Below are 21,223 nucleotides of genomic sequence, written 5' to 3' on the forward strand. Positions count from 1 at the left end.
TGGCGCGGAGCGGGTCTGTGGTGAATGCGGCGCGGAGCATCGGGATGGGGCATGCCAAAGTCTATGATCTGCGCAACCGGCCAGGAGCAGAGGAGTTTGCCGCCGCCTGGGACGATGCGATTGCCAAGGCGACCGATCAGGTGCATCATGTGCTGGTCGATCACGCAGTCAACGGCGCGGTGGAGCCGATCATGTTTGGTGGCGTGCAGGTCGGCGAATTTCGGCGTTATAATTACCGGATGATGATGTGGCTGCTGCGCCATCACAAGCCGGAACAGTTCAACCCTCGCCAGGATGCGCAAGGCAGCGACGCCCCTGCCCTTTCCGATCAGCAGATGAAGGCGCTGAAGGCGGAATGGCGCGCCGAATGGGAGGCAGAGCGCGCCGCTAAAGACAAGGTGCAAATGGAGGAGTTTCTGGCCGCACAGGAAAAGCGCAAGGCCGAGCATCAGGCTGATTTCCATGCAAAAATCGAGACAATGCGCACACGGATGATCGCGAACTATGAACGCGGCGATCGGGCCGGTGGCCAGAATGATGGCCAGACTGATGGCCAAAATGATGGTCAAACTGGCGATCGGGCCAGCCAACAAAAAAGCGCTTTAATCCGGCGCGGGCGAGCGTGATGGAAATGCTGGTTTATGACGAGGTGGCCGGCGACGGGGCCGCCCGGGAGGATGCGGATGATCCGGGCCATGAACCCAAGGACGATCCCGGTAAGGCGGTGCGCGACAAGATGGGTTTCCCGCCGCTCGCGAAAAACGATCCCGCGGAGGGTGGCACAAAAATTTAAGGGTGGCGGATTGACAGGGATTGCGCCGGTTGCCGCCGTCCCTAGTCAGTTAGTCATGACTTTGACGCGTCTTGAACATTCTATTTTTGAGAAAACTGTAAAACCGTACGCCCTGACGGGATCGGCGATAATCGGCGCGTTGTTGTTCGCAGCGCCGCTCGCTTCCTGCAAACGTGTTGAATATCCTGATGCTTCACGGCCCGAAACCGCGCGAGCTTATCCACCGGCTTCGCGGCCAGTTGCTAAACTTGCTGGCAATGAATGGTCCACCGAAACGGCGCGGGACAATCGCGGCGAGGCGGAAGAGATCATGAACGCGGCGGGCTTGAAACCGGGCATGACGGTGGCCGATATTGGCGCGGGTGAAGGCTATTATACCGTTCGGCTGGCTGAAAAAGTGGGTGCAGATGGTCGGGTGCTGGCGCAGGATATTGACGAGGGCGCGATCAAGCGCCTGGCTGATCGTGTAGCGCGGGATGCGCTGGACAATGTGTCGATCAAGCTGGGAGCAGGCGATGATCCGCGATTGCCGGAAAACAGCTTTGACCGCATTTTCCTGGTCCACATGTATCATGAGGTGCGCGAGCCCTATGCATTTCTGTCCCGGCTGCGGGCGGCGATCAAGACAGACAGCGACGGCGGCTATTCCAAGGACAGCGGCGAGGTGATTGTGGTGGATGTGGACCGGCCATTTGCCCAGCACGGTATTCCGCCCAAGCAGCTGTTCTGCGAGTTTGAGGCGGTGGGTTATGAGCTGATCGGCTTTATGGAGCGTCCGGAGCTTGGCGGCTATTTCGCGCGGTTCCGCCCGAAAGGGGATGCGCTGCTGCCGGGCAAGATCAAGCCGTGCAAGCTTGATCCCAAGGCTGGTTAACCTGTTCTTGCAAGACTAATGAGACATAGCCTGGTTGCTGGTTTCTGGCGTCTGCGATTTTGCTTTGCGCAGAATTCGTCTCCAATGCTTGCGATCCCGGCTGGTGCTGGACTGGTCATGCACGCGTTCACGCAAAACCGAAAGGGTTTCATCGCCATATCTGCTAAATAAATACTGGATCTCGGTGGCGTCTTTCCGGCGATACTCAGACGACTCAAATAGAAAAAACATTGTTCGACTCCGACAGTAGCGCGACCCGGAGAATCGTTCTTTACACGCGTTTACAACCAATTTGAACCCAATTTACCATTTATGGTAAATTAATTTTCATCACCCATTTTCAGTGCAGCAATAAAAGCTTCCTGCGGAATCGACACATTGCCGTATTCGCGCATCTTCGCTTTACCCTTCTTCTGCTTGTCGAGCAGCTTCTTCTTGCGGGAGATATCGCCACCATAGCATTTGGCCGTCACATCCTTACGCATTGCCGCAATGGTTTCACGCGCGATTACCTTGCCGCCAATCGCCGCCTGAACGGGAATCTTAAACAGATGCCGCGGGATCAAATCCTTGAGGCGCTCACACATATGACGGCCCCGTGCTTCGGCGGCATCTCGGTGCACAATCATGCTCAGGGCGTCAACGGGATCACCGTTAACGAGGATATTCATTTTCACGAGTTGTCCGCTGCGTAGACCAATCTGGTGATAGTCAAAGCTCGCATAACCGCGCGAAATGCTTTTCAGCCGGTCATAGAAATCAAAAACAACCTCGTTGAGCGGCAACTCATAAACAACCTGTGCACGATCCCGACATAAGTCAGGTTTTTCTGAACGCCCCTGCGGTCCTGGCAAAGTTTCAAAATTCCACCGAGATATTCGTCGGGACAATAGATTGTGGCCTCAATCCAGGGCTCTTCAATATCCGATATTTTAACAACATCCGGCATGTCCGCCGGATTGTGCAGAAATTGTTCCGATCCATCGTTCATAACCATCCGATAAACCACCGAAGGAGCCGTTGTGATAAGATCAAGATCATATTCGCGGGTCAAGCGTTCCTGAATGATTTCCAGGTGCAGCAAGCCCAGAAAACCGCAACGGAAGCCCTGCCCCAATGCAGCACTGGTTTCCATTTCAAAGGTGAAGCTGGCATCATTCAAACGCAATTTGCCAATACTTTCCCGCAGTTTCTCGAAATCGGCTGCATCAACAGGAAAAAGTCCGCAGAATACAACCGATTGCACTTCCTTAAAGCCCGGCAGAGGTTCCGTCGCCCCTCCTTTAACGGTGGTGATCGTATCACCCACGGCAGTCTGGGAAACCTCTTTGATCTGCGCGGTGATGAACCCGATTTCGCCAGCAGCCAACTCAGGCAATAACTCAATTTTTGGCCGCATACAGCCCACACGGTCGATGAGATGTTCAGTCCCCTGCGCCATAAACTTGATCCGCTGGCCTTTGGTAATAAAGCCATCAATGACCCGCACCAAAATCACCACGCCAAGATATGGATCGTACCAGCTATCCACCAGCATGGCTTTGAGCGGCGCGTTGCGATCTCCACCTGGTGGCGGGATTTTTGCAACCAGTTGTTCCAGAATATCTTCGATTCCGATACCGGACTTAGCAGAGGCCAACACCGCTTCCGATGCGTCGATACCGATAATCTCTTCAATCTCGTGACGCACACGCTCCGGCTCTGCAGCGGGCAAATCCACTTTATTCAGCACCGGAATTATTTCGTGATCATGTTCGATGGACTGATAGACATTTGCAAGCGTCTGCGCTTCCACGCCTTGAGCAGCGTCCACTACCAGCAAAGCGCCTTCGCATGCCGCCAGCGAACGCGATACTTCATAAGCGAAATCGACATGGCCCGGCGTATCCATGAGGCTCAGCTCATAAGTCTCACCGTTTTTCGCTGTATAGCTGAGCCGCACGGTTTGCGCCTTGATCGTAATTCCGCGCTCGCGTTCAATGTCCATATTATCAAGTACTTGCTCGCTCATTTCGCGCTCGGTGAGCCCGCCTGTATGCTGGATCAACCGGTCGGCAAGCGTCGACTTGCCGTGGTCAATATGGGCAATAATGGAGAAGTTACGGATATGTGCTTGAGAATAGGAGGATTCTGTCATGCCGCGCGATTAGCAGGGGTCTTGGTTGATGTCAGTAGGGAAACGCCCACCGGCGCGAGATTATTGCGGTTTGCGCGTCATTGCTTCCAATGGTGGGCAGCCTGGCATCGGGTGAAAGATGGTCACACGCTCAAAGCCAAGGCTATTATAAACCCGAGTGTTGGCCGGATTGGAATTCTCGAGATAGGCCATTGTTCCGGTTTGATCGCAGGCTTGCAAGACTGGTTCGATCAATTGCCGACCAAGGCCGCGCCCTCTGGCTTCTCCCACCACTCCAACCGTAAACAGATAGGCATGAGGTTCTTTGGGATGATGTGCCTCCATCGCCTCGGTCGTCGCTTTACCGCGTTTCAGCGCTGCGAGGCCGCCTCTGGAAAAGATGCTCCAGTAAAATTCCAGTGTGGCCAGCAGGGAAAGGTCAGCCTTGTCACCCGGCATGGTCCACATAGTTGCTGCGCAAGCCTGCCCGTTTTCTTCCCAAATCTGGCAAAAGCCATTTGGCGCGTAGATATGCTTAGCCATCAATGTGAAAACTTGCTGCATCGCGTCGAAATCATGAAAGAACCAGTTATTGAACGGATCATGACGGAAAGCATCAGCAGTAATTTCGCCAAGCTGTTCCACACTTTCACTACCAACCGTCCGAACGGTATCCATCAGCGCAACATCGGAGCCGGTCAGCATTTCCGAAGCACTAATAGATTCCGCCTTCTTCCTGAAGGAATTCATTGTCATTGCGTGCAGGCCCATTGTTGCCGCCATCTTGCAAACCGCCACTGTTCGATGATCTAGACCTCGCTGCGGCTCTCTGGGCAATCAACTGCGCTTTCTTGGCTTCCAACCTGGCTAGCAATTCATCCTTGCGGATCGAGCGCTTTGGTTCGGTTTCGGGTTTGAACACATCCCAAATAACTGCCGATTTGGGATCATCTGAGGGCCATCCGCCAAATATACGTTTGCCAGATTTTCGATCAACCCGCACCATCCGAATACCTTTGGGCGCTACAAATGGAGTCTTTGGCATGCCGGTCATCGCCGATTCAGCAAATTGCTTGAATATCGGGGCAGCCATGGTGCCGCCTTGAGCATAGCCTCCCAAATTACCTGGTTGGTCGAATCCCATATAGACGCCAGCGACCATGTCAGGCGAACCGCCAACAAACCAGACATTGGTCGGGCCGCTGGTTGTCCCGGTTTTGCCAAATAGAGGGCGATCAAGGCTCTTCAAATTTTGCGCTGTACCGCGCGTGATCACACCTTCCAATATGTTGACCATTTGATAAGCGGTCATCGGGTCCATCAATTGTTTTCCGGCTGGCCTTGGCCTTGGCATCGGCTGACCATCCCACTCTGCCATATTGCAATTATCACAATTGCGCTTGTCGGCGCGGAAAATCACTTTGCCTTTGCGGTCCTGTACATAGTCGATAACAGTGGGTTTCAATTCCCGCCCGTGGTTAACCAGCATGGAATAGGCGTTCGTCAGCTTGGCAACAGTCGTGTCACCCGCACCTAGCGCGAAGGCGAGATAGGGCTTATAGTCGCCGATCCCCATGGTCTTTATCGTCTTGACGACGTTATCCATGCCAGCATCATTGGCGGCACGCACCGTCATCAGGTTGCGCGACTGCTCTACGCCCCAGCGCAGGGTCTGCGGCCCTGCCCCGCCTGCGCCGCCAAAATTCTGGAAACATTTCCGGCCCAAAGACGCTGATTGATAAACGCAAAAGGGGCTATCCACAATGATCGTCGCCGGCGTCATGCCCTGATCCAGAGCTGTCGCATAAACAAAGGGCTTGATCGTTGAACCGGGCTGGCGCTCGGCCTGCGTTGCCCTATTAAACGGACTCATCCGATCATCAAAACCGCCCTGCATCGCCCAGATACGGCCATTGCGTGGATTCTGGACAACCATGCCACCCGAAATTTTCGGAACATTTTGCAGTCGGTAATTGTCTCCACCAGCCGGGCTGACCGCAATGATATCGCCAGCCGCCAGTTTGGCAGGAACACCACCGATACGGCCCGTAGTACCGTCCGAAAATCCGATTTCAGCGCCATTCCCCGTTCGACGTATCGCCACCGCAATGCGCCAATCGGAATAATCTGTACCGATAAATGTGGATGCCAGTTTCTGTGCCCATTGATCGTCAATATCGATCTTGTTGATCGGGCCGCTCCAGCCTTTGCCTTGACTATACCGCAGCAGACCGGATCTAAGCGCATTTTTTGTGAGCTCTTGCAACTCAGGGTTGAGTGACGTCCGCACCCAAAGCCCGCCGGAATATACACTATATGGTCCCGCTTTTTCATTTTCGCCAAAACGTTCGATAAGTTCGCGGCGCACTTCTTCAATAAAATATCCACCGACACGCTCAAACTGAGGGCCGGATCGACTGATCGCTCCTAAAGGCTGTGCAATCGCGGTTTGATATTGGCTGTCGGTTATCCAGCCATTTTTGTTCATTTCTTTGAGCGCCCAGTCTCGCCGATTTACCGCACGCTGCTCATGAACCTCCGGCCGGTAGTTGGATGGCCCTTTCGGCAAAATCGCCAAATAGGCCATTTCGTGGAGGGCTAACGCGTCGACGTCCTTGCCAAAATAGGCCTGCGCTGCAGCCTGGACACCATAGGCGTTCCTGCCCAGAAAAATCTGGTTGAGATACAGCTCCAGAATTTCTTCTTTGGTGAGCACTTCTTCAATTCGATAAGCCAGCAAAGCTTCACGAACTTTGCGGCGGTAGGACACTTCATTGGTAAGCAACAGGTTTTTTGCCACCTGCTGCGTGATTGTGGAAGCACCGACAGGCCTGCCACTGTTGGAAATATTGGTTACTATCGCTGTCGCGATGCCCGGATAGTCCAGGCCACCATGTTCAAAGAATGTACGGTCTTCGGCGGCCAGATAAGCGCGAATTAACAGCGCGGGATATTCAGAATATTCCAGCTGCACACGCCGTTCACGCGCATAGCTATGGACCGGCTCGCCATCATAAGCCCGCACCATCGTAGGAAGCGGCGGCTCATATTTCTGTAGACTTTTGGCATCCGGAAGGTCCCGGGCAAATATTGCCCAAATCAATAACCATGCGAGAAGGCACAAACCGATAAAAGCCAAGAACAGCCGAAACCATTTTTTTTGCCAAAGCCGTTCCAGCCGCTCAATAAAGCCGCCGGTATTGCGCTCCAGCTTATAGGCTAAACTCTCGCCAGACGATTCTGGTGCACTGCTTGTAGTATCATCACTCATATACTGCCTCATTTAGCAGCATCAGGGGCATTTTCCAGCGAATATCGACGAAATATTTTTCCGGTCCAGCTTGGGACAAAAAGATACTGTTGTTTACTCGTCAGCGCTCAGCGTTGTGCAAGTTTTCTGGCGAAATGCGTTTCAATGGCGTTCGCCACACCGTTGGCGACTTTTGCTTGTCCGGCGCGCGACCCGAGAAAATCGACGTCATTCTTGTTGGTTAGATAACCGGTCTCAAACAAAACCGACGGCGTGTCTGGAGCTTTCAGAACAACGAATGATGCAAATCGATGCGGATTGCTGCGGAATGTCATTGCCCGGCTGCCCTCGCGGTGCAATATTTTTGCAAAATCTGCCGAGACATTCATCGTCTCGCGCTGGGTTAGATCAATGAGAATGGAAGACACCTCGCGTGTGGCACCGCCAAGATTGACACCATTGATGATATTTGCCTTATTTTCGCGCGCGGCCAATTTGGAAGCTTCACGATCCGATGCCACTTCGGACAGGGTGTACACTGTTGCGCCAGAGGCATCTTCGTTTCCTGCAGCATCGGCGTGAATGGAGATAAACAAGTCTGCATCCAGTCTGCGCGCAATTCCATAGCGCTCTTGCAAAACCAGGTATTTGTCAGAATCCCGGGTCAATGCCACCCGTACCCGGCCACTGGCAACCAGCCGGTCACGGATGGCGCGCGCAATCGCCAGCGTTACATTTTTTTCACGTTGACTGCCGTGAGGGGAAATGGCTCCGGGATCGTGCCCACCATGTCCGGCATCGATCACAACAAGCGGACGGCTGCTATCATTTGGGCCATGAATTTTCGGCAGCGCAACCTTGTCTGCCGGTCGCCCCAAAGGCACTTTAACGCTGTAGGATTTTTTCGGAGGTTCGGCGCGAAAGCTTGCTGGCGGCAAAAAAGATTTGCGTCCATTGCCCATCATATGGTCGCCGGCTGGCTGCAACCGCAATATCAGGTTTTTGCCGTCAGCGGAAAACGCGCCGCTGGTTACGACGGCCGGGCGATCAAGATCAAATACGATACGCGCGGTATTTGGGTCATATTGCCCTTGCCGAACGGCTTTGATCATTCCCGATGCGCTTCCGCCACGCCCTGCCTTGCCACCTTGTATATCAATAGCGATCCGATTTGGCCCCACGAGAGAAAAGGCAGATGCCCCTTCGACCAGATCATCAAATGAAACTGTGATTTGACTATCGCTTGCATCAATTCGGTTGACCGATCCCGCATAGGCAGGGTTCGTAACCAACAGGGAATAGGCTAAAATCGTAGTGAGCGGCATAATGCGCTTATGCAATGCGGCGGCCTTGTCGGTCCAGTCAAATTTGGTTTTCACTGCGTATCACCCTATTTCACCCGATTAATCTCGGTGAAAAAGGCATTAAGGATGTAATCGTAAGTTGGTGTAAAACGACGAGGTTAACAGCAAATTCAGCATGTTTGCTCCGCCATATCTGCGAAACAGAAATCTTGATGATCCGAGAATAGTTTATGTTGCCGTTCACCGATTGCAGTGCTAGCTACACCTGTCGTCTTGAGAACAGTTCAGTTCAGCGACATTTACAAGCGCCGGAAAGATTCCGGCACGTACCAGGTTGACGCAACATGAGGCATGAAATCTCCGGCTCAGAAGCTCTTCGCAAAGAAGCTGCTTTCTTGAACGGACAGACTTTGGCTACCGGCCAGAGCCATGCATTTGCTGCAGACACATTTTTTTCAGAAACTATTGAAACCAACCGGATGACGCCGCCCGCCCCTATTCAAAGGTCCGCGCGCATCAAGACGTCATCCCTTTTATATTACATGGCTCCCCGGGTTTATGCCGGTTTGGCCATGCCAGGAGTATATTGAATGACAACGCGCATGTTAATCGACGCGCGCCACCAGGAAGAAACCCGGGTGGCGGTCGTAAAAGGGAACAAAATTGAAGAGTTTGATTTTGAATCTTCCGAGCACAAACAACTAAAAGGCAATATATATCTGGCAAAAGTAACGCGGGTCGAACCCTCGCTGCAAGCTGCCTTTGTCGATTATGGGGGAAACCGGCATGGTTTCCTCGCCTTTAGCGAAATCCATCCCGACTATTATCAGATCCCGAAAGAAGATCGTGATCGTCTTCTTGCTGAAGAAGCCGAGCATGCCGCAGAAGAAGCAGCTTTGCGCGCGCAAGAGGAAGAGGAGGAAGACGCACCGGCCGATATGGTGCGCAGCGAAGCGACCGAAGAGCTTGACACGGCTCTGGTCGAGGTCGAAAAAGACGAGAGCGTCGACACAATTGATGTGACCGAAGGCGAACTGCCTTCGGAAGATTCCTCTGACGATCCTGATGATGATTCCGACGACGATAGCGATGAAGCCGAAGACGACGGTGATACCGCTGAAAGTGAAGGAGGTTCATCTAAAAATAACCGCTCCAAGGGTCGGCGCGGCGGCAAGGGCAATGGCGGTGGTGGTCGCGGCGGTCGCGGTGGCCGGAATGTTGCCAAGGCTAGCGATCAGGCGCGCCAAAAACGCATGGCGCTGCGCAAGCGTTACAAGATTCAAGATGTTATCCAGCGCCGGCAAGTTGTTCTGGTGCAGGTGGTTAAAGAAGAGCGTGGCAACAAAGGCGCTGCTCTCACAACCTATCTGAGCCTCGCCGGTCGTTATTGCGTATTGATGCCAAACACCTCGCATGGCGGTGGCATTAGCCGGAAGATAAACAGCGCCAGTGATCGCAAGCGTCTTAAATCAATTATTGCTGATTTGGCATTGCCCAACACAATGGGCTGCATTGTCCGCACGGCCGGATTGTCCCGTACAAAACCTGAAATCAAACGCGATTTTGACTATCTGGCACGACTTTGGGACGAAGTACGCGAGAATACCCTCGGTGCCGTTGCTCCCAAATTGATCCACAGCGATAGCGATCTGATAAAACGCGCTATTCGCGATATTTATAACCGCGATATAGAAGAAGTGCTGGTCGAAGGGCCGGATGGCTATGCTGCAGCCAAAGATTTTATGAAGCTTCTAATGCCCAGTCATAGTCGGCGGGTAAAAAGCTATTCCGATCCGGTTTCCCTGTTCCAGCGCTATGGTGCAGAAGACCAGCTATCGGCAATGTATTCGCCGGAAGTTCAACTGAAATCCGGCGGCTATCTGGTAATAAATCCGACTGAAGCCCTGGTATCGATCGATATTAACTCGGGTCGCTCGACACGCGAACACGGCATCGAGGCGACTGCTGTCAAAACCAATCTGGAAGCCGCCAATGAAATTGCACGCCAGCTTCGATTGCGCGATATGGCTGGCCTGGTGGTTATCGATTTTATCGACATGGACCGACATGGTAATGTTCGCAAAGTAGAGCGGGCAATGCGAGATGCGTTGAAAAATGACCGGGCACGGATACAGGTGGGCCGGATTTCAAGCTTTGGCCTGATGGAAATGAGCCGTCAGCGTCTGCGCACCGGCGTTTTGGAAGCTTCGACCAAAGTCTGCCCGCATTGCGAGGGCACTGGTCTGGTTCGTACAGCATCGTCGTCTGCCTTGTCAGCGCTGCGCCTGATCGAAGAAGAAGCCGCTAAAGGCAAAGCCAGCGAGATAATTCTCACGGCCAGCCAGGAAGCTACGATTTACGTGCTCAACAGCAAGCGCCACGAGATTCAGGATATTGAAAAGCGTTACGGCGTAAGCGTTGAAATTGTTCCGGATGGGGAGACAGAAGGCGCGCGGATGGAGGTTAAAGGTTCCGGTAGTCCGCCGCAGAATGTTCCGAAGTTTGAGCCCATTATCGACGACGATGACGATGATGATTTTGAAAATGATGAAATCGTTGAAGCAGCGGAGCGGAATGAAGATGATCGCCCCAAAAAACGGCGGCGGCGGCGTGGACGGCGCGGTGGCCGAGGCGCAGATCGGGATGATACCGTCTCTGACACCAGTGATTCAGATAATTCTGGACAACATGGTGAAAATCAATCGGCGAGTGAGAATTCCGATGAAAACGCGAAACCCAAGCGTCGTTCACGTGGCGGGCGTAATCGTAAGCCGAGAGCTGATGCAAATGTAGATACAAATGTTTCGACGGTTGAGGCGGAGTCGGCAGATAGCGCTGCACCAGCTGAGAAACCGAAACGCCAAAGCCGGTCCCGGAAAAAGGATGTCGAAGTTGCGTCTGATACTCCGGCTAGTGAAGAGGGCGGGAAGGCACAGGTGGAAGAAAAACCAAAACGCCGCCGCGCTCCTCGCAAGGCAAAAGCGGCTGAGGCAGCACCTGCGGAAACCGGTGACAGGCCGGCGGAAGAAGCGACAGCAAAACCCAAGCGGGCTTCTCGGGCCAAAGCCAAGAAGGTAGAAGCGTCGGCCGATGAGAGCGCTGGCACCGAAGATCTGGCAGCGAAGGCCAAAACGCCAGCAAAGAGCAGAGCAAAAGCGGCATCAAAAACCGCAACAGCAAAAAAAAGCGGCGTGGCTGAGAAAAGTGAACGGGCTCCAACTGATGGCAATCCGCGCCAAGGCTGGTGGCAGCGGACTTTTGGCTAACCGTCAATGAATGAACATCGGGCCTGTATTATCGTAGAGATAGCAGGCCCGGTTTCATCGCAGGTTCAGGCATTGTCTGGCAGTCGACGGAAATCCCTAGTATAGGATTTCCATGACAAGAATGAACGCCTCCAAAGTCTCCCCAAAAGTGAGAACAAAGATGACAGCGCTACTGCGCTTAATCGTGGCATTTTTTACGATAACTGCGCTGACAGTTCAACCTGTCGCAGCGCAGTCCATATTGCGGGATGCCGAGACTGAAGCGCTGTTCAAGGACATGGTGGCACCGCTGGTTGCCGTTTCCGAGCTGGATGCCGAAGACGTTGAAGTCGTGCTGATCGGTGACAATCAGATAAATGCCTTCGTAGCAGGTGGACAAAGAATATATTTCTATTCCGGCACCCTTGCTGCTGCGGATAGCGCTAATGAAATTCAGGGCATCATGGCCCACGAACTTGGGCATATTACTGGTGGCCATATTATCCGGTTTGATGAGGGCATAAAAACCGCAACGGGTATCACCATCCTTAGCTTGATCCTCGGTGCTGCGGCCATTGCCGCTGGAGCTGGCGATGCTGGTGCGGGCATTTTAGCCGCGGGACAGCAAGCTGCGACTGGCAAGTTTCTGGCATTTAGCCGCGTGCAGGAGCGCAGCGCTGATTCTGCCGGCGCGCGTTACCTTGCCGCGGCGGGCATTACTGGCAAGGGGTCCATAAACTTTTTCAAGAAACTGCAAAATTACGAGTTTCGTTTGGGCATCCCGCAAGAAGATAGTTACGGCAGGACCCATCCGTTATCCGGCGAACGCGTTACCTTGCTGCGCGATGTCTATCAGGCCGATCCAGCATGGGACAAAGCGCCCGATGCCGAAATAGAAGCCCGTTTCCAGCGTGTAAAAGCCAAGCTTTTGGGATTTACGGGCGAACCGAAGACAACATTGCGTAAATATCCAGAAAGCGACCAAAGTGTGCCCGGTCGTTACGCCCGGGCATATGCTTGGCACAAAAGCGCCTATCCGGATCGGGCGCTTTATGAAGTGAACAACCTGCTGAAAGATGCGCCAAATGACCCCTATTTCCTCGAACTACAGGGGCAGATATTGCTCGAGTCCGGAAAACCAGATGAAGCTTTGGCTTCCTTGCGCAAGGCCGTGCGGCTCACCAACAACCAACCGCTCATCGCAAGCCTTTTTGGCCATGCTTTGATCGCCACTGAAGACAAAACGCATTTTGAAGAGGCCACGCAAGTTTTGAAATCAGCGGTCGCCAAAGACAACCAGAACCCGTTTGCCTGGTATCAATTGGGCGTCGTCTATTCCCAGCAAGGTGATACGGCGCGAGCACAGCTTGCCACAGCAGAAAGCTCCTTATTGCAGCGTAACTATGGCAGCGCCATTCGCAGTTCGCAAATTGCGATGGCCGGTATAGCAGAAAATACACCGGACTGGATCCGAGCGCAGGATATTTCACTCATCGCGAAAAGTGAGTTCGAACGCGACAACAAACGTCGCCGTTAAACGCCATGATACCGCCTCAGTAATAATCACAACAATTCTGGACAATGCACCCAAGCTTCGACATTGAGGCCTGAACAAAAACGAACGGCAAATCGTGGACAAAGATAAAAACGGAAAGTGGATGATTATGGCAGGTGGCGGTTTAGCCGTAGCGGCAGCTCTTGGCGTCTGGTTTTGGCAATCCGGTAGTCCGTCTGCCACCGCAGAAGCGAGCCAGGCGGCGCTGGCTGCTGGCATTGATGCGAAGGAACAGGCTGCCATTGAAGCGATTGTTCGTGATTATATTCTCAAAAACCCGGAAATTATTCCCGAAGCGGTGGAAATATTGCAAACTCGCCAAAAAGCCGAAGCAATCAACGAAATCCGGGCAGGCATAGAGGCACCGTTTAATGGAACTGCTTTTGCGGGGAACCCCAACGGCGATGTGATAGTGGTAGAATATTCCGACTTCGCTTGCCCCTATTGCAAACAGACAACCGCCGATATTGACCGGGTTCTCAAGGAGGACAAGAACGTAAAAGTCGTGTTCCGTGAGCTTCCGATTTTGAGCGAAGCGAGCAATGATGCAGCCCTGATGGCTCTAGCGGCCGCCAAGCAGGGCAAATATTATGCTTTCCACAAAACGATGTTTGCCACTGGGCGCCCTACCCCGTCGACAATAGAAAATGCAGCGCGCGAAGCTGGACTGGATTTGGTTGAGGCGCGGCGTTTTACAAAGACGCCCGAAGCGCAAAAGGAAGTCCAGAATAACATCGAAATCGCCCGCAAGCTCCAGTTTACGGGCACGCCGGCATGGGTAGTTGGCAATGACAGCCAAGTCGGCGCGGTTGGCTATGATGGATTGAAAGAAATGATCGCGAAGGCGCGTGGATCAAAATAACCGGATTAATCGGCCCGCCCTTTAAACCCCTGCGCCACCACATACCATTCTGAGGAACCCTTGCGGCTCGCCGGCGGTTTGGCGTGCTTCACCGTTTTGAAATACTTTTTCAACAGCGTGAGCAATTCGTTGTCAGTGCCGCCAGCCAGCACCTTTGCTACAAAAGTACCGCCCTTTTGCAGATTTTCCACCGCAAAATAGGCCCCGGCTTCAACCAACCCCATTGTCCGCAGATGATCGGTCTGTTGATGGCCGACGGTATTGGCCGCCATATCGGACAACACAAGATCAGGGGCGCAGCCCAGAGCGTCGAGCAGCTTGTCCGGCGCGCTATCATCCATGAAGTCCATCTCGAAAATTGTAACACCTTCAATCGGATCAATCGCTAGCAGGTCGATGCCAACCACATCAGCTTTTGGCGCATATTTTCTGACTACTTGTGCCCAGCCGCCGGGCGCGATGCCCAAATCCACGATCGCCTTCGCCTTGCGAACGAATTTGAAACGCTCGTCCAATTCCATTAATTTATAAGCAGCGCGCGAGCGATAGCCTTCCGCCCTTGCCTGCTTTACATAAGGATCATTAAGCTGTCGTTCTAGCCAGCGCGTAGAACCAACTTTGCGGCCCTTGGCCGTCTTGACGCGCTCCTTGCCGCCAGACCCGCCCTACTCATGCCAATGGTTCACAGGCTTGACCTGCGTTCGTTGGACGACATGAGCGAGCGCAATATGCCCTCTCTTATGCCGCGGTCTGCGACGCCAACGCGATTTGCCGGCCAGATATCGAGGATGGAATCCAAAATCGCGCATCCACCGACCACCAGGTCAGCCCGCTCTTTGCCTATGCATGGAATATCGGCGCGCTCCTGGGGTGAACATGCCGCCAGCATGGCACTGATATCCCGCATCGATTCCGTCGGCACAATCAAACCGTCGATCACTTTACGATCATAATGGGGAAGTTTCAGGTGCAGGCTCGCCAGCGTGGTAACGGTCCCGCTGGTTCCCAGCAAGCGGAAATCCGATGGATTATCTATTGGCAGGCGTGCGGCAAAAGGCGCAAAGCTCTCCATGACCTTGGCGCGCATCTTGGCATAAGCGGCCGCGCGCGCCCCAGCACTATCTGTGTCAAATTTTTCGCTTTCCGTGAGTGAGACAACACCCCACGGCGCGCTCAGCCAATCGATGATTTCCGGAGCGCTGCCCATGGTGTCGACGAGTACCAATTCGGTTGATCCGCCACCAATGTCAAATATCAGCGCGGGACCTTCACCCGGTTCCAACAAAATCTGGCAGCCCAATACGGCGAGGCGGGCCTCTTCTTCTGCGGTGATGACATCCAGTGCAATGCCGGTTTCCTTTCGCACGCGTTCAATGAACTTTTCACCGTTGCTCGCACGTCGACAGGCCTCAGTCGCCACCGACCGCGCCAATGTCACATTACGACGCCGTAACTTATCAGCGCAAATGGAAAGTGCCGCAACCGCCCTGTCCATGGCCCTGCTGCTGATCTTCCCTGTTTCGACCAACCCCTCGCCCAGTCGCACCACTCGCGAAAAAGCATCGGTCACGATAAACCCATCGGAAGAAGGTTTGGCAACCAGAAGACGGCAGTTATTGGTACCCAGGTCAATCGCCGCATAGGATCGCAATTTCGGCCAGCGGCCATTATTTTTGGTAATGTTAGAGGCAGCGGAAGGCGGATTTTGCCTCCGGTCAATATGTGTCGCCGCATGCTTCAGACCGGGTGTCCCTGCGGACCCGCGACCTTGGTTTCTCTGCGGCGATGGGGATATTTCATCCGCCATGGCCGTATACTCTTATGTTCTCCGGATCGGATAATTCCGCCGGTACTTGCGCATAGAGATAACGACAGCAACCAAAATGCGCAAGGGCTTAGGATCGGGCCTCGTTCAATGACCCGATTAATATTCGCGTAGCGCGGTGCAAAAGCCTTGACCCGCAACAGAGCGGCGCTTATTGCCGCGCCCGACGGCGATCCCATTCCCCTGTCGTATAATGGTAATACCACGGACTCTGACTCCGTTAATTGAGGTTCGAATCCTCACGGGGGATCCATTTTCTATATCTAAGATATTGATTTAGAATATTATTTATGAATGATCCCTAAATCGTTCCCACATTCGCTCCCTATTTTAAATAGAAGGCGAGTTTTTGCCGCCCTAATTTGTTTCCATGATGCATTGGTATCGTGGCGAATTTTGCTGCAACTGCACATCGCACTTTCTTATTGCGAGAGCATGCGATCCGTATCCTCAGGGGATAGCTAAATTCCGCCAATCTGAAAATCCTTATTGCGAGAGCATGCGGATCGCACTCTCGAAACGTCGCAGAAAACCGTAATTCACCCGTGCGTAGGGTGTGTATCTATTTTGCTGCCCAATGCATTGCATTGCGGCATGGATTTTACCCGGTAAATTTGGTCCAATTTATCGGATGTATTTTAGCGAGAGACGAAGAATTTGGTGAAGATCGCATATAAGAGTTTTCAATAGCTGCCGTTCAGCTGTCGCCCCATTCTAGGGCATCCGAAGGCCGTTCTGAATTTGCTCAATGCGGTCTTCCATATAAGCCTAGGCCGGTTCTCTAACGAAACATAGAACAGTCATTCACCGCGATTAGCTCGACAAACGTGAACCCGTTTGAGCTTCTTTTTACTGGTAGGTGCCCGGAAGACGACAGCTCCATTCTTGAATTTCCTTTTGTGCGAGCGATTGGAATCGGTGAATAAATCTAGCAACATTTTGTGCATTAACTTTCCGTTCCAATAGCAACAAGGAACTAAATCCGGTCCGGATGGCTGGCAGCAGCGGACTCCCGCCGTGATATTCTTATGCCTTCTTCCGCCGTTATGAGGCCTTCTCGGACCATGGTACGGCCAGCGGATGCCAAACCGGGTTGCTTGTAAAAGGCATGAGCTGACAAGCGGGCTTCATCGCTGCCCTCGTTGATAAGTTTTCGGATTGTCTTATCTATGCATATAGCCTCGAACACGCCAATACGTCCTTGAAAGCCTGTTTCGTTGCAATGATTGCAACCCATTTCCCTGAACACAACAGTGCCGCGATCAAAGCCCAGAAGTGAAGCAAGCGAACCGTCGGCCTGTATAGGCACACGACAATGTTCACAGAGCTTATGAACCATACGCTGCCCAATAATGACCCGAAGCGAGGATGCCATCAGGAACGGATCAACTTGCATATCACGCATCCGCACAATGGCACTCACAGCACTGTTGGTATTGATTGCCGCGAGCACCAAGTGGCCGTCGACGCAGGCGTCGACTGCAATTTCGGCCGTCTCGCGATCACTGATCTCGCCCACCATAACAATATCGGGGTCCTGACGGAGTATCGCCGCTAAGCCGTCTGCGAAGTTCAAACCGCGCTCGCTGTCAATCTGGGTCTGACCAATGCCTTCAAGCGCATATTCAATCGGGTTCTCGACCGTCAGAATATTGCGGTTGCCATCATTGAGCTGTTTGACTGCTGCATAGAGTGTGGTTGTTTTCCCCGAGCCTGGTGGGCCAGCAACAAGAATCAAGCCATTGGGCTGCAATAAGGCATCAGTTAGTATATGGTGCGTCTGCTCCGACATGCCGAGCAGGTCAAGCGAGATAGATGCCTTTTGCGCGTCAAGCAGGTGGAGCACTATGCGTTCACCTGTTTCACCCGAATTTGCGTTAGGCAGAGTTGAGATGCGAATATCTTTAGAATTTCCGCGAAGAGTCAGGTTCGCTATTCCTTCCTGCGGAAAATCATGTTCAGACAAATCCAGTTGCGCCATTTTCTTGAGACGCTCAATGACATCAGTCGCCAATTGCTTTGGCATTCGCAGTTTTTCAGTGAGAACCCCGTCGATCCGCATACGAACCACCAATCCAAACCTATTTGACTCCAGATGGATCGTTGAAGCACCTTGCCGCTCAGACTCGGCGATAACACCGTAGATCAGGCGAAGACTAAGCTGATCCTTGGCGCCTTCATGTTTGTTTGAAGCATTTCGGATGTCCGCCACAATTGCATCGAGGGCATCTGCCGTGTGGTCCATGTTAATGACTGCCGCCGCGATTCTCTTCCGACCGCGCCATCACTGCATAATGTTCTTGCAAGAGCTTTTCAAAGCTCGCCTCGTCAACCTTTTTAAGATCGAGCGGCATTGAGAGATAACGTTGTATCTTTAACAAAGCCAGGGGGTCCGAGCCGTCGTGCAATGCAACAGTGATGCGTTCACTGTCTCCGGAAAGAAACAGGATGCCATGTTCGCGAGCATAGCAATAAGGCAGATCAAGCAGTGGATGAATGGATACAGCCGGTTTGGCGTTACCCGCTGTTTGTCTATTAGGATGACTCTGTTCTGGAAAATTTTCAGTCACGTTAGCCCCCGCGAAATTGTGCAGTTTATTTGTGACACAAGCAGTTGACGAAACGGAGACTCTCGGGTGACAGATAAATTACAGTTGGAACACGGCATTGCTCTGATCAAAAATTCAGGCCAATGCTCAGCGAGAAGCGGGTTCCAACTTCATAGGCGTTGTTCAAAATCGTCGAACTGCCAAGCGTCTGGGATTCCCGATAACCGGTGCCCAGGACATTCCTTGCTTCAAACTTCATCTCAAAATCCTGCCCGGCGATATTCATTTCCTCGCGCAAAACAAAATCGAGCCGCCAACCGGTGCGCTCTATCAGATCCGGTTGATCCTGCGGTCCGCGCGCTGTGACCCTGGGGCTGTTGTACGTCAACAGAACGGTTTGCTGGGATAGCGGCCCGTCCTCACGCTCCATACCAAATTGCAGATTGGCAACATGGGTGGATTGGCCCGTCAGGCGGTCCCCATCATCGAAAAGGTTGGACGCGTCGGTCGCCTGAAGCGTGACCGGATTGATTGCCTGATCTCCCGCACCAACCTTTATATCCGATTTGGTATAAGTGTAGTTTGCCGCAAGCAGCAGGCGGCGGTCTTCAAAAAAACTGCCGCCTAGATCGTTCAGCGGAAAATATTTTACCAGTTCGACTTCTGCGCCATATAGCGTCGCAGTTGGCGCATTGGAAAAACCGGTAAACAGGGTGCCGCCACCTTGGACGAAGGCTACATTTTCAATGGGATTGTCGATCTTCTTGTAGAATCCAGCAAGGGTAATGCGCTCGCCGCGCCCGATATAATATTCATACCGGCCCTCGACATTTATCAGTTCGCTATCGGACAGCAACGGATTACCTATGAAGGTACGGTCGGTTTCCAGATCAAGAAACTGCTGGGGTGCGAGCTCTCGAAATTGCGGACGGGCAACGGTCTTGGACGCTGCCAGACGGAACTGCATATCGTCAGCAAAATTCCAGGTCAGTGTCCCTGCTGGTAGCCAATAGTCATTGCTGATACCCGAAGCCAGAGAGGCCGCTCCGCCTTGCAGCAAAATTGGTGTGACTGATTGCTGCGCGTCCTCATAACGCACACCAACATTCAGGCGCAGACCATCGGCAAGTTCGGCATCTAACTGACCGTATCCGGCATGGATTTCCAACTGGGCTTCGTAGGCCGGGACCGAAGTCTGAGCAGCCACTTCACGCAGTTCAATTTCATGAGTGAAGATATTGAAATCGGAAAGGAGGAAGTCGATCCGCTCCTGATCAATCGGATTAGGTAATCCATTGGCTGGAACAAACCGGAAGTCACGGCGCTGCGCCTGACGGTCATTGAGATAATAAGCGTAGCCAGCGTTCAAGTTGACCGGGATGCCAATATTGGTTTCATAACCCAAATCAATACCGCCGCCATAAACATCGTCGTTCAAATCACTGAATTGAATTCGGGCTGACTCCCCGGGAGAGGTCAGGTCATTGACAAAATCATTGGCGATCTGGTCATCAAAGGCATAGCTGTATGATCGTTGATAGGGTGCGTCGCGCTTGGAATTGGCATAGGCACCGCGCAAATCAACCGAAAATGCATCAAACTTGAATTCGCCAACGAATTGCGAGGTAAAAAGTTGCCGCTCGAACCAGCTTGTCCGTCCCTGATTGAGTAATGTTTCTTCATCAACGTTTATCGCGTCGATTCCGGCCTTGATCGACGCTTCCTTTGATGTGTCGTGGATGTAGAGATTGGTAAAGCGCAACTTGTGCTCGCCAATTTCAGCGGACAAACCAAGCAGTCCATTCACGATGATGCGATTCTCAGTCGTGACGAAATTGAAATTCTGGTCCGGCAACAGACCTGGTTCACCGTTGATGTTCACGATACCTTGCGAGGTCTGCTGCAATCCGGCTCTGGTGCGCCAGCTATTTTCAAATCCTGCGGTCGCTACAATACCGACGAAGGCATCACCGACGTCAAACGTGGTGCCGCCTGTAATCTCCGCTGAAAAATTAGCAGGGATATCCCTATTCTCCTGGATCAGGTTGGTATTGGCATTGTTCAGACTTGCGCCAAAATTTTGGAGATCCAAGCTGGAAAATTCGGTGCCAACCGAGATCGGGATATTACGCGCGATAGCCTGAGCCAGTCCACTGGGAATATCACGTATTCCGTTATCATAGCCGATTATATCTGTGTCAGAACCATCGTAAGTATAGCCCAGTTTGCCGGTTGTTTCACTATCGCCACTAAGGCTCATTTTGATCTCGAGAAACGGCTCATCCGGCGTTGATTTGGTGGTCAGGTTGATCACTCCGCCGCCAAATTCACCGGGGAAATTGGCGGAATAGCTTTTCTGCACAACGGTCGAGGCGATGACACTGGTTGGGAACAGGTCAAGTGGAACCACGCGGCGTAGCGGTTCCGGCGATGGCAGGGGTAACCCATTCAAAAGCGCCAGCGAATAGCGCTCACCCAAGCCACGGACGAAAACGAACCTTCCGCCAACGACACTCAAACCGGTCACGCGCTGCAACGAGCCAGCGATGTCGCCATCGGCAGCGCGTGCGATTTCTGCTTCACCGAGCACCGAAACCACTTCGGATGTTGCGCGGATCGGATTGGGAATAAATTTGCCGCGAACGATAATCTCGCCGCTGAAATCGCCGCCGGGTGCTGAGATATCAACGTCAGCGTCGGGTTGTGTTTCTTCCACCTGCTCGTCTTCTTCAATCGGCGTATCGGTTGGAGCCGTTTGGGCAAATGCCGAGGGAGACAACAACGCGGTGGTAAGCAAAAGGCTAGAGATAAACGTGGCCCGCTTTTTCATCGAATTACTTCCTTGTCGCA

The 21,223-nt window shown here is 52.8% G+C and carries 13 protein-coding genes, 1 tRNA gene and 2 pseudogenes; 7 read left to right on the plus strand and 9 right to left on the minus strand.

Features of this window, described 5'->3' with window-relative positions; all coding sequences use genetic code 11:
- The first annotated feature begins 44 nt into the window (after positions 1–44).
- The 3 genes from HF685_RS04565 to HF685_RS04575 are packed head-to-tail and all read left to right on the plus strand — an operon-like array spanning position 45 to position 1,667.
- The gene (locus tag HF685_RS04565) at positions 45–626 is read left to right on the plus strand and encodes a hypothetical protein (RefSeq protein WP_168818487.1); all 582 of its coding nucleotides are present in this window, start codon (positions 45–47) and stop codon (positions 624–626) included.
- Entirely contained in the window at positions 626–793 is a 168-nt protein-coding gene (locus tag HF685_RS04570) for a hypothetical protein (RefSeq protein ID WP_168818488.1), read from the plus strand. The genes HF685_RS04565 and HF685_RS04570 overlap by 1 nt, the downstream gene beginning before the upstream one ends.
- Positions 794–848: 55 nt before the next feature.
- Positions 849–1,667: a class I SAM-dependent methyltransferase gene (locus HF685_RS04575; protein ID WP_168821252.1), complete on the plus strand. Its 819-nt coding sequence runs from the start codon at positions 849–851 to the stop codon at positions 1,665–1,667.
- A 320-nt stretch (positions 1,668–1,987) separates the two neighbouring features.
- Here HF685_RS04575 and lepA read toward each other — a convergent pair.
- The 4 genes and pseudogenes from lepA to HF685_RS04595 form a co-directional block, all read right to left on the minus strand.
- Positions 1,988–3,804: pseudogene (lepA, locus tag HF685_RS04580) on the minus strand (translation elongation factor 4).
- Positions 3,805–3,864: 60 nt separating this feature from the next.
- A complete protein-coding gene (locus tag HF685_RS04585) occupies positions 3,865–4,539 on the minus strand; it encodes a GNAT family N-acetyltransferase (protein WP_168818489.1) in 675 nt (224 codons plus the stop codon).
- A complete protein-coding gene (locus tag HF685_RS04590) occupies positions 4,499–7,054 on the minus strand; it encodes a penicillin-binding protein 1A (protein WP_168818490.1) in 2,556 nt (851 codons plus the stop codon). The genes HF685_RS04585 and HF685_RS04590 overlap by 41 nt, the downstream gene beginning before the upstream one ends.
- Positions 7,055–7,161: 107 nt before the next feature.
- Positions 7,162–8,358, minus strand: a complete 1,197-nt coding sequence (locus tag HF685_RS04595; RefSeq protein WP_168821254.1) for an N-acetylmuramoyl-L-alanine amidase — start codon at positions 8,356–8,358, stop codon at positions 7,162–7,164.
- Between the two features lie 569 nt (positions 8,359–8,927).
- Between HF685_RS04595 and HF685_RS04600 the strand changes: the two genes are divergently transcribed.
- From HF685_RS04600 to HF685_RS04610, 3 genes are all read left to right on the plus strand, one after another.
- Entirely contained in the window at positions 8,928–11,603 is a 2,676-nt protein-coding gene (locus HF685_RS04600; RefSeq protein WP_168818491.1) for an Rne/Rng family ribonuclease, read from the plus strand.
- A gap of 112 nt (positions 11,604–11,715) precedes the next feature.
- Positions 11,716–13,119, plus strand: a complete 1,404-nt coding sequence (locus HF685_RS04605) for a M48 family metalloprotease (RefSeq protein WP_484555884.1) — start codon at positions 11,716–11,718, stop codon at positions 13,117–13,119.
- 94 nt (positions 13,120–13,213) lie between these two features.
- Positions 13,214–13,999, plus strand: coding sequence for a DsbA family protein (locus HF685_RS04610; protein ID WP_246218750.1), 786 nt, complete (start codon positions 13,214–13,216; stop codon positions 13,997–13,999).
- A gap of 5 nt (positions 14,000–14,004) precedes the next feature.
- Here HF685_RS04610 and HF685_RS04615 read toward each other — a convergent pair.
- Together HF685_RS04615 and HF685_RS04620 are read right to left on the minus strand one after the other, a co-directional pair.
- Positions 14,005–14,664, minus strand: a pseudogene (locus tag HF685_RS04615) (RlmE family RNA methyltransferase); the annotation flags it as partial.
- Between the two features lie 17 nt (positions 14,665–14,681).
- Positions 14,682–15,806 (minus strand): Ppx/GppA phosphatase family protein, encoded by a 1,125-nt coding sequence (locus tag HF685_RS04620; protein WP_168818493.1) that lies wholly within the window; start codon positions 15,804–15,806, stop codon positions 14,682–14,684.
- A gap of 197 nt (positions 15,807–16,003) precedes the next feature.
- On the opposite strand from HF685_RS04620, the gene HF685_RS04625 reads away from it, so the two are divergent.
- Positions 16,004–16,077, plus strand: a tRNA-Gln gene (locus HF685_RS04625).
- Positions 16,078–16,800: 723 nt separating this feature from the next.
- On the opposite strand, the gene HF685_RS04630 is transcribed toward HF685_RS04625, so the two are convergent.
- From HF685_RS04630 to HF685_RS04635, 3 genes are all read right to left on the minus strand, one after another.
- Positions 16,801–18,069 (minus strand): GspE/PulE family protein, encoded by a 1,269-nt coding sequence (locus HF685_RS04630; protein ID WP_343040083.1) that lies wholly within the window; start codon positions 18,067–18,069, stop codon positions 16,801–16,803.
- A gap of 1 nt (position 18,070) precedes the next feature.
- Positions 18,071–18,394 (minus strand): GspE/PulE/PilB domain-containing protein, encoded by a 324-nt coding sequence (locus HF685_RS16610; protein ID WP_343040084.1) that lies wholly within the window; start codon positions 18,392–18,394, stop codon positions 18,071–18,073.
- Between the two features lie 106 nt (positions 18,395–18,500).
- The gene (locus HF685_RS04635; protein ID WP_168818494.1) at positions 18,501–21,203 is read right to left on the minus strand and encodes a TonB-dependent receptor domain-containing protein; all 2,703 of its coding nucleotides are present in this window, start codon (positions 21,201–21,203) and stop codon (positions 18,501–18,503) included.
- Positions 21,204–21,223 lie beyond the last annotated feature (20 nt).

The organism is Parasphingorhabdus halotolerans (assembly GCF_012516475.1).
GTDB lineage: Bacteria > Pseudomonadota > Alphaproteobacteria > Sphingomonadales > Sphingomonadaceae > Parasphingorhabdus > Parasphingorhabdus halotolerans.

Bases quoted from the DNA above. Each gene is read 5' to 3' on its own strand.
- HF685_RS04590 (WP_168818490.1), bottom strand. From the start codon at position 7,054: ATGAGTGATGATACTACAAGCAGTGCACCAGAATCGTCTGGCGAGAGT.
- HF685_RS04605 (WP_484555884.1), top strand. From the start codon at position 11,716: ATGACAAGAATGAACGCCTCCAAAGTCTCCCCAAAAGTGAGAACAAAG.
- HF685_RS04570 (WP_168818488.1), top strand. From the start codon at position 626: ATGGAAATGCTGGTTTATGACGAGGTGGCCGGCGACGGGGCCGCCCGG.
- HF685_RS04575 (WP_168821252.1), top strand. From the start codon at position 849: ATGACTTTGACGCGTCTTGAACATTCTATTTTTGAGAAAACTGTAAAA.
- HF685_RS04620 (WP_168818493.1), bottom strand. From the start codon at position 15,806: ATGGCGGATGAAATATCCCCATCGCCGCAGAGAAACCAAGGTCGCGGG.
- HF685_RS04595 (WP_168821254.1), bottom strand. From the start codon at position 8,358: ATGCCGCTCACTACGATTTTAGCCTATTCCCTGTTGGTTACGAACCCT.
- HF685_RS04630 (WP_343040083.1), bottom strand. From the start codon at position 18,069: ATGGACCACACGGCAGATGCCCTCGATGCAATTGTGGCGGACATCCGA.
- HF685_RS04635 (WP_168818494.1), bottom strand. From the start codon at position 21,203: ATGAAAAAGCGGGCCACGTTTATCTCTAGCCTTTTGCTTACCACCGCG.
- HF685_RS04565 (WP_168818487.1), top strand. From the start codon at position 45: ATGGGGCATGCCAAAGTCTATGATCTGCGCAACCGGCCAGGAGCAGAG.
- HF685_RS04600 (WP_168818491.1), top strand. From the start codon at position 8,928: ATGACAACGCGCATGTTAATCGACGCGCGCCACCAGGAAGAAACCCGG.
- HF685_RS04585 (WP_168818489.1), bottom strand. From the start codon at position 4,539: ATGACAATGAATTCCTTCAGGAAGAAGGCGGAATCTATTAGTGCTTCG.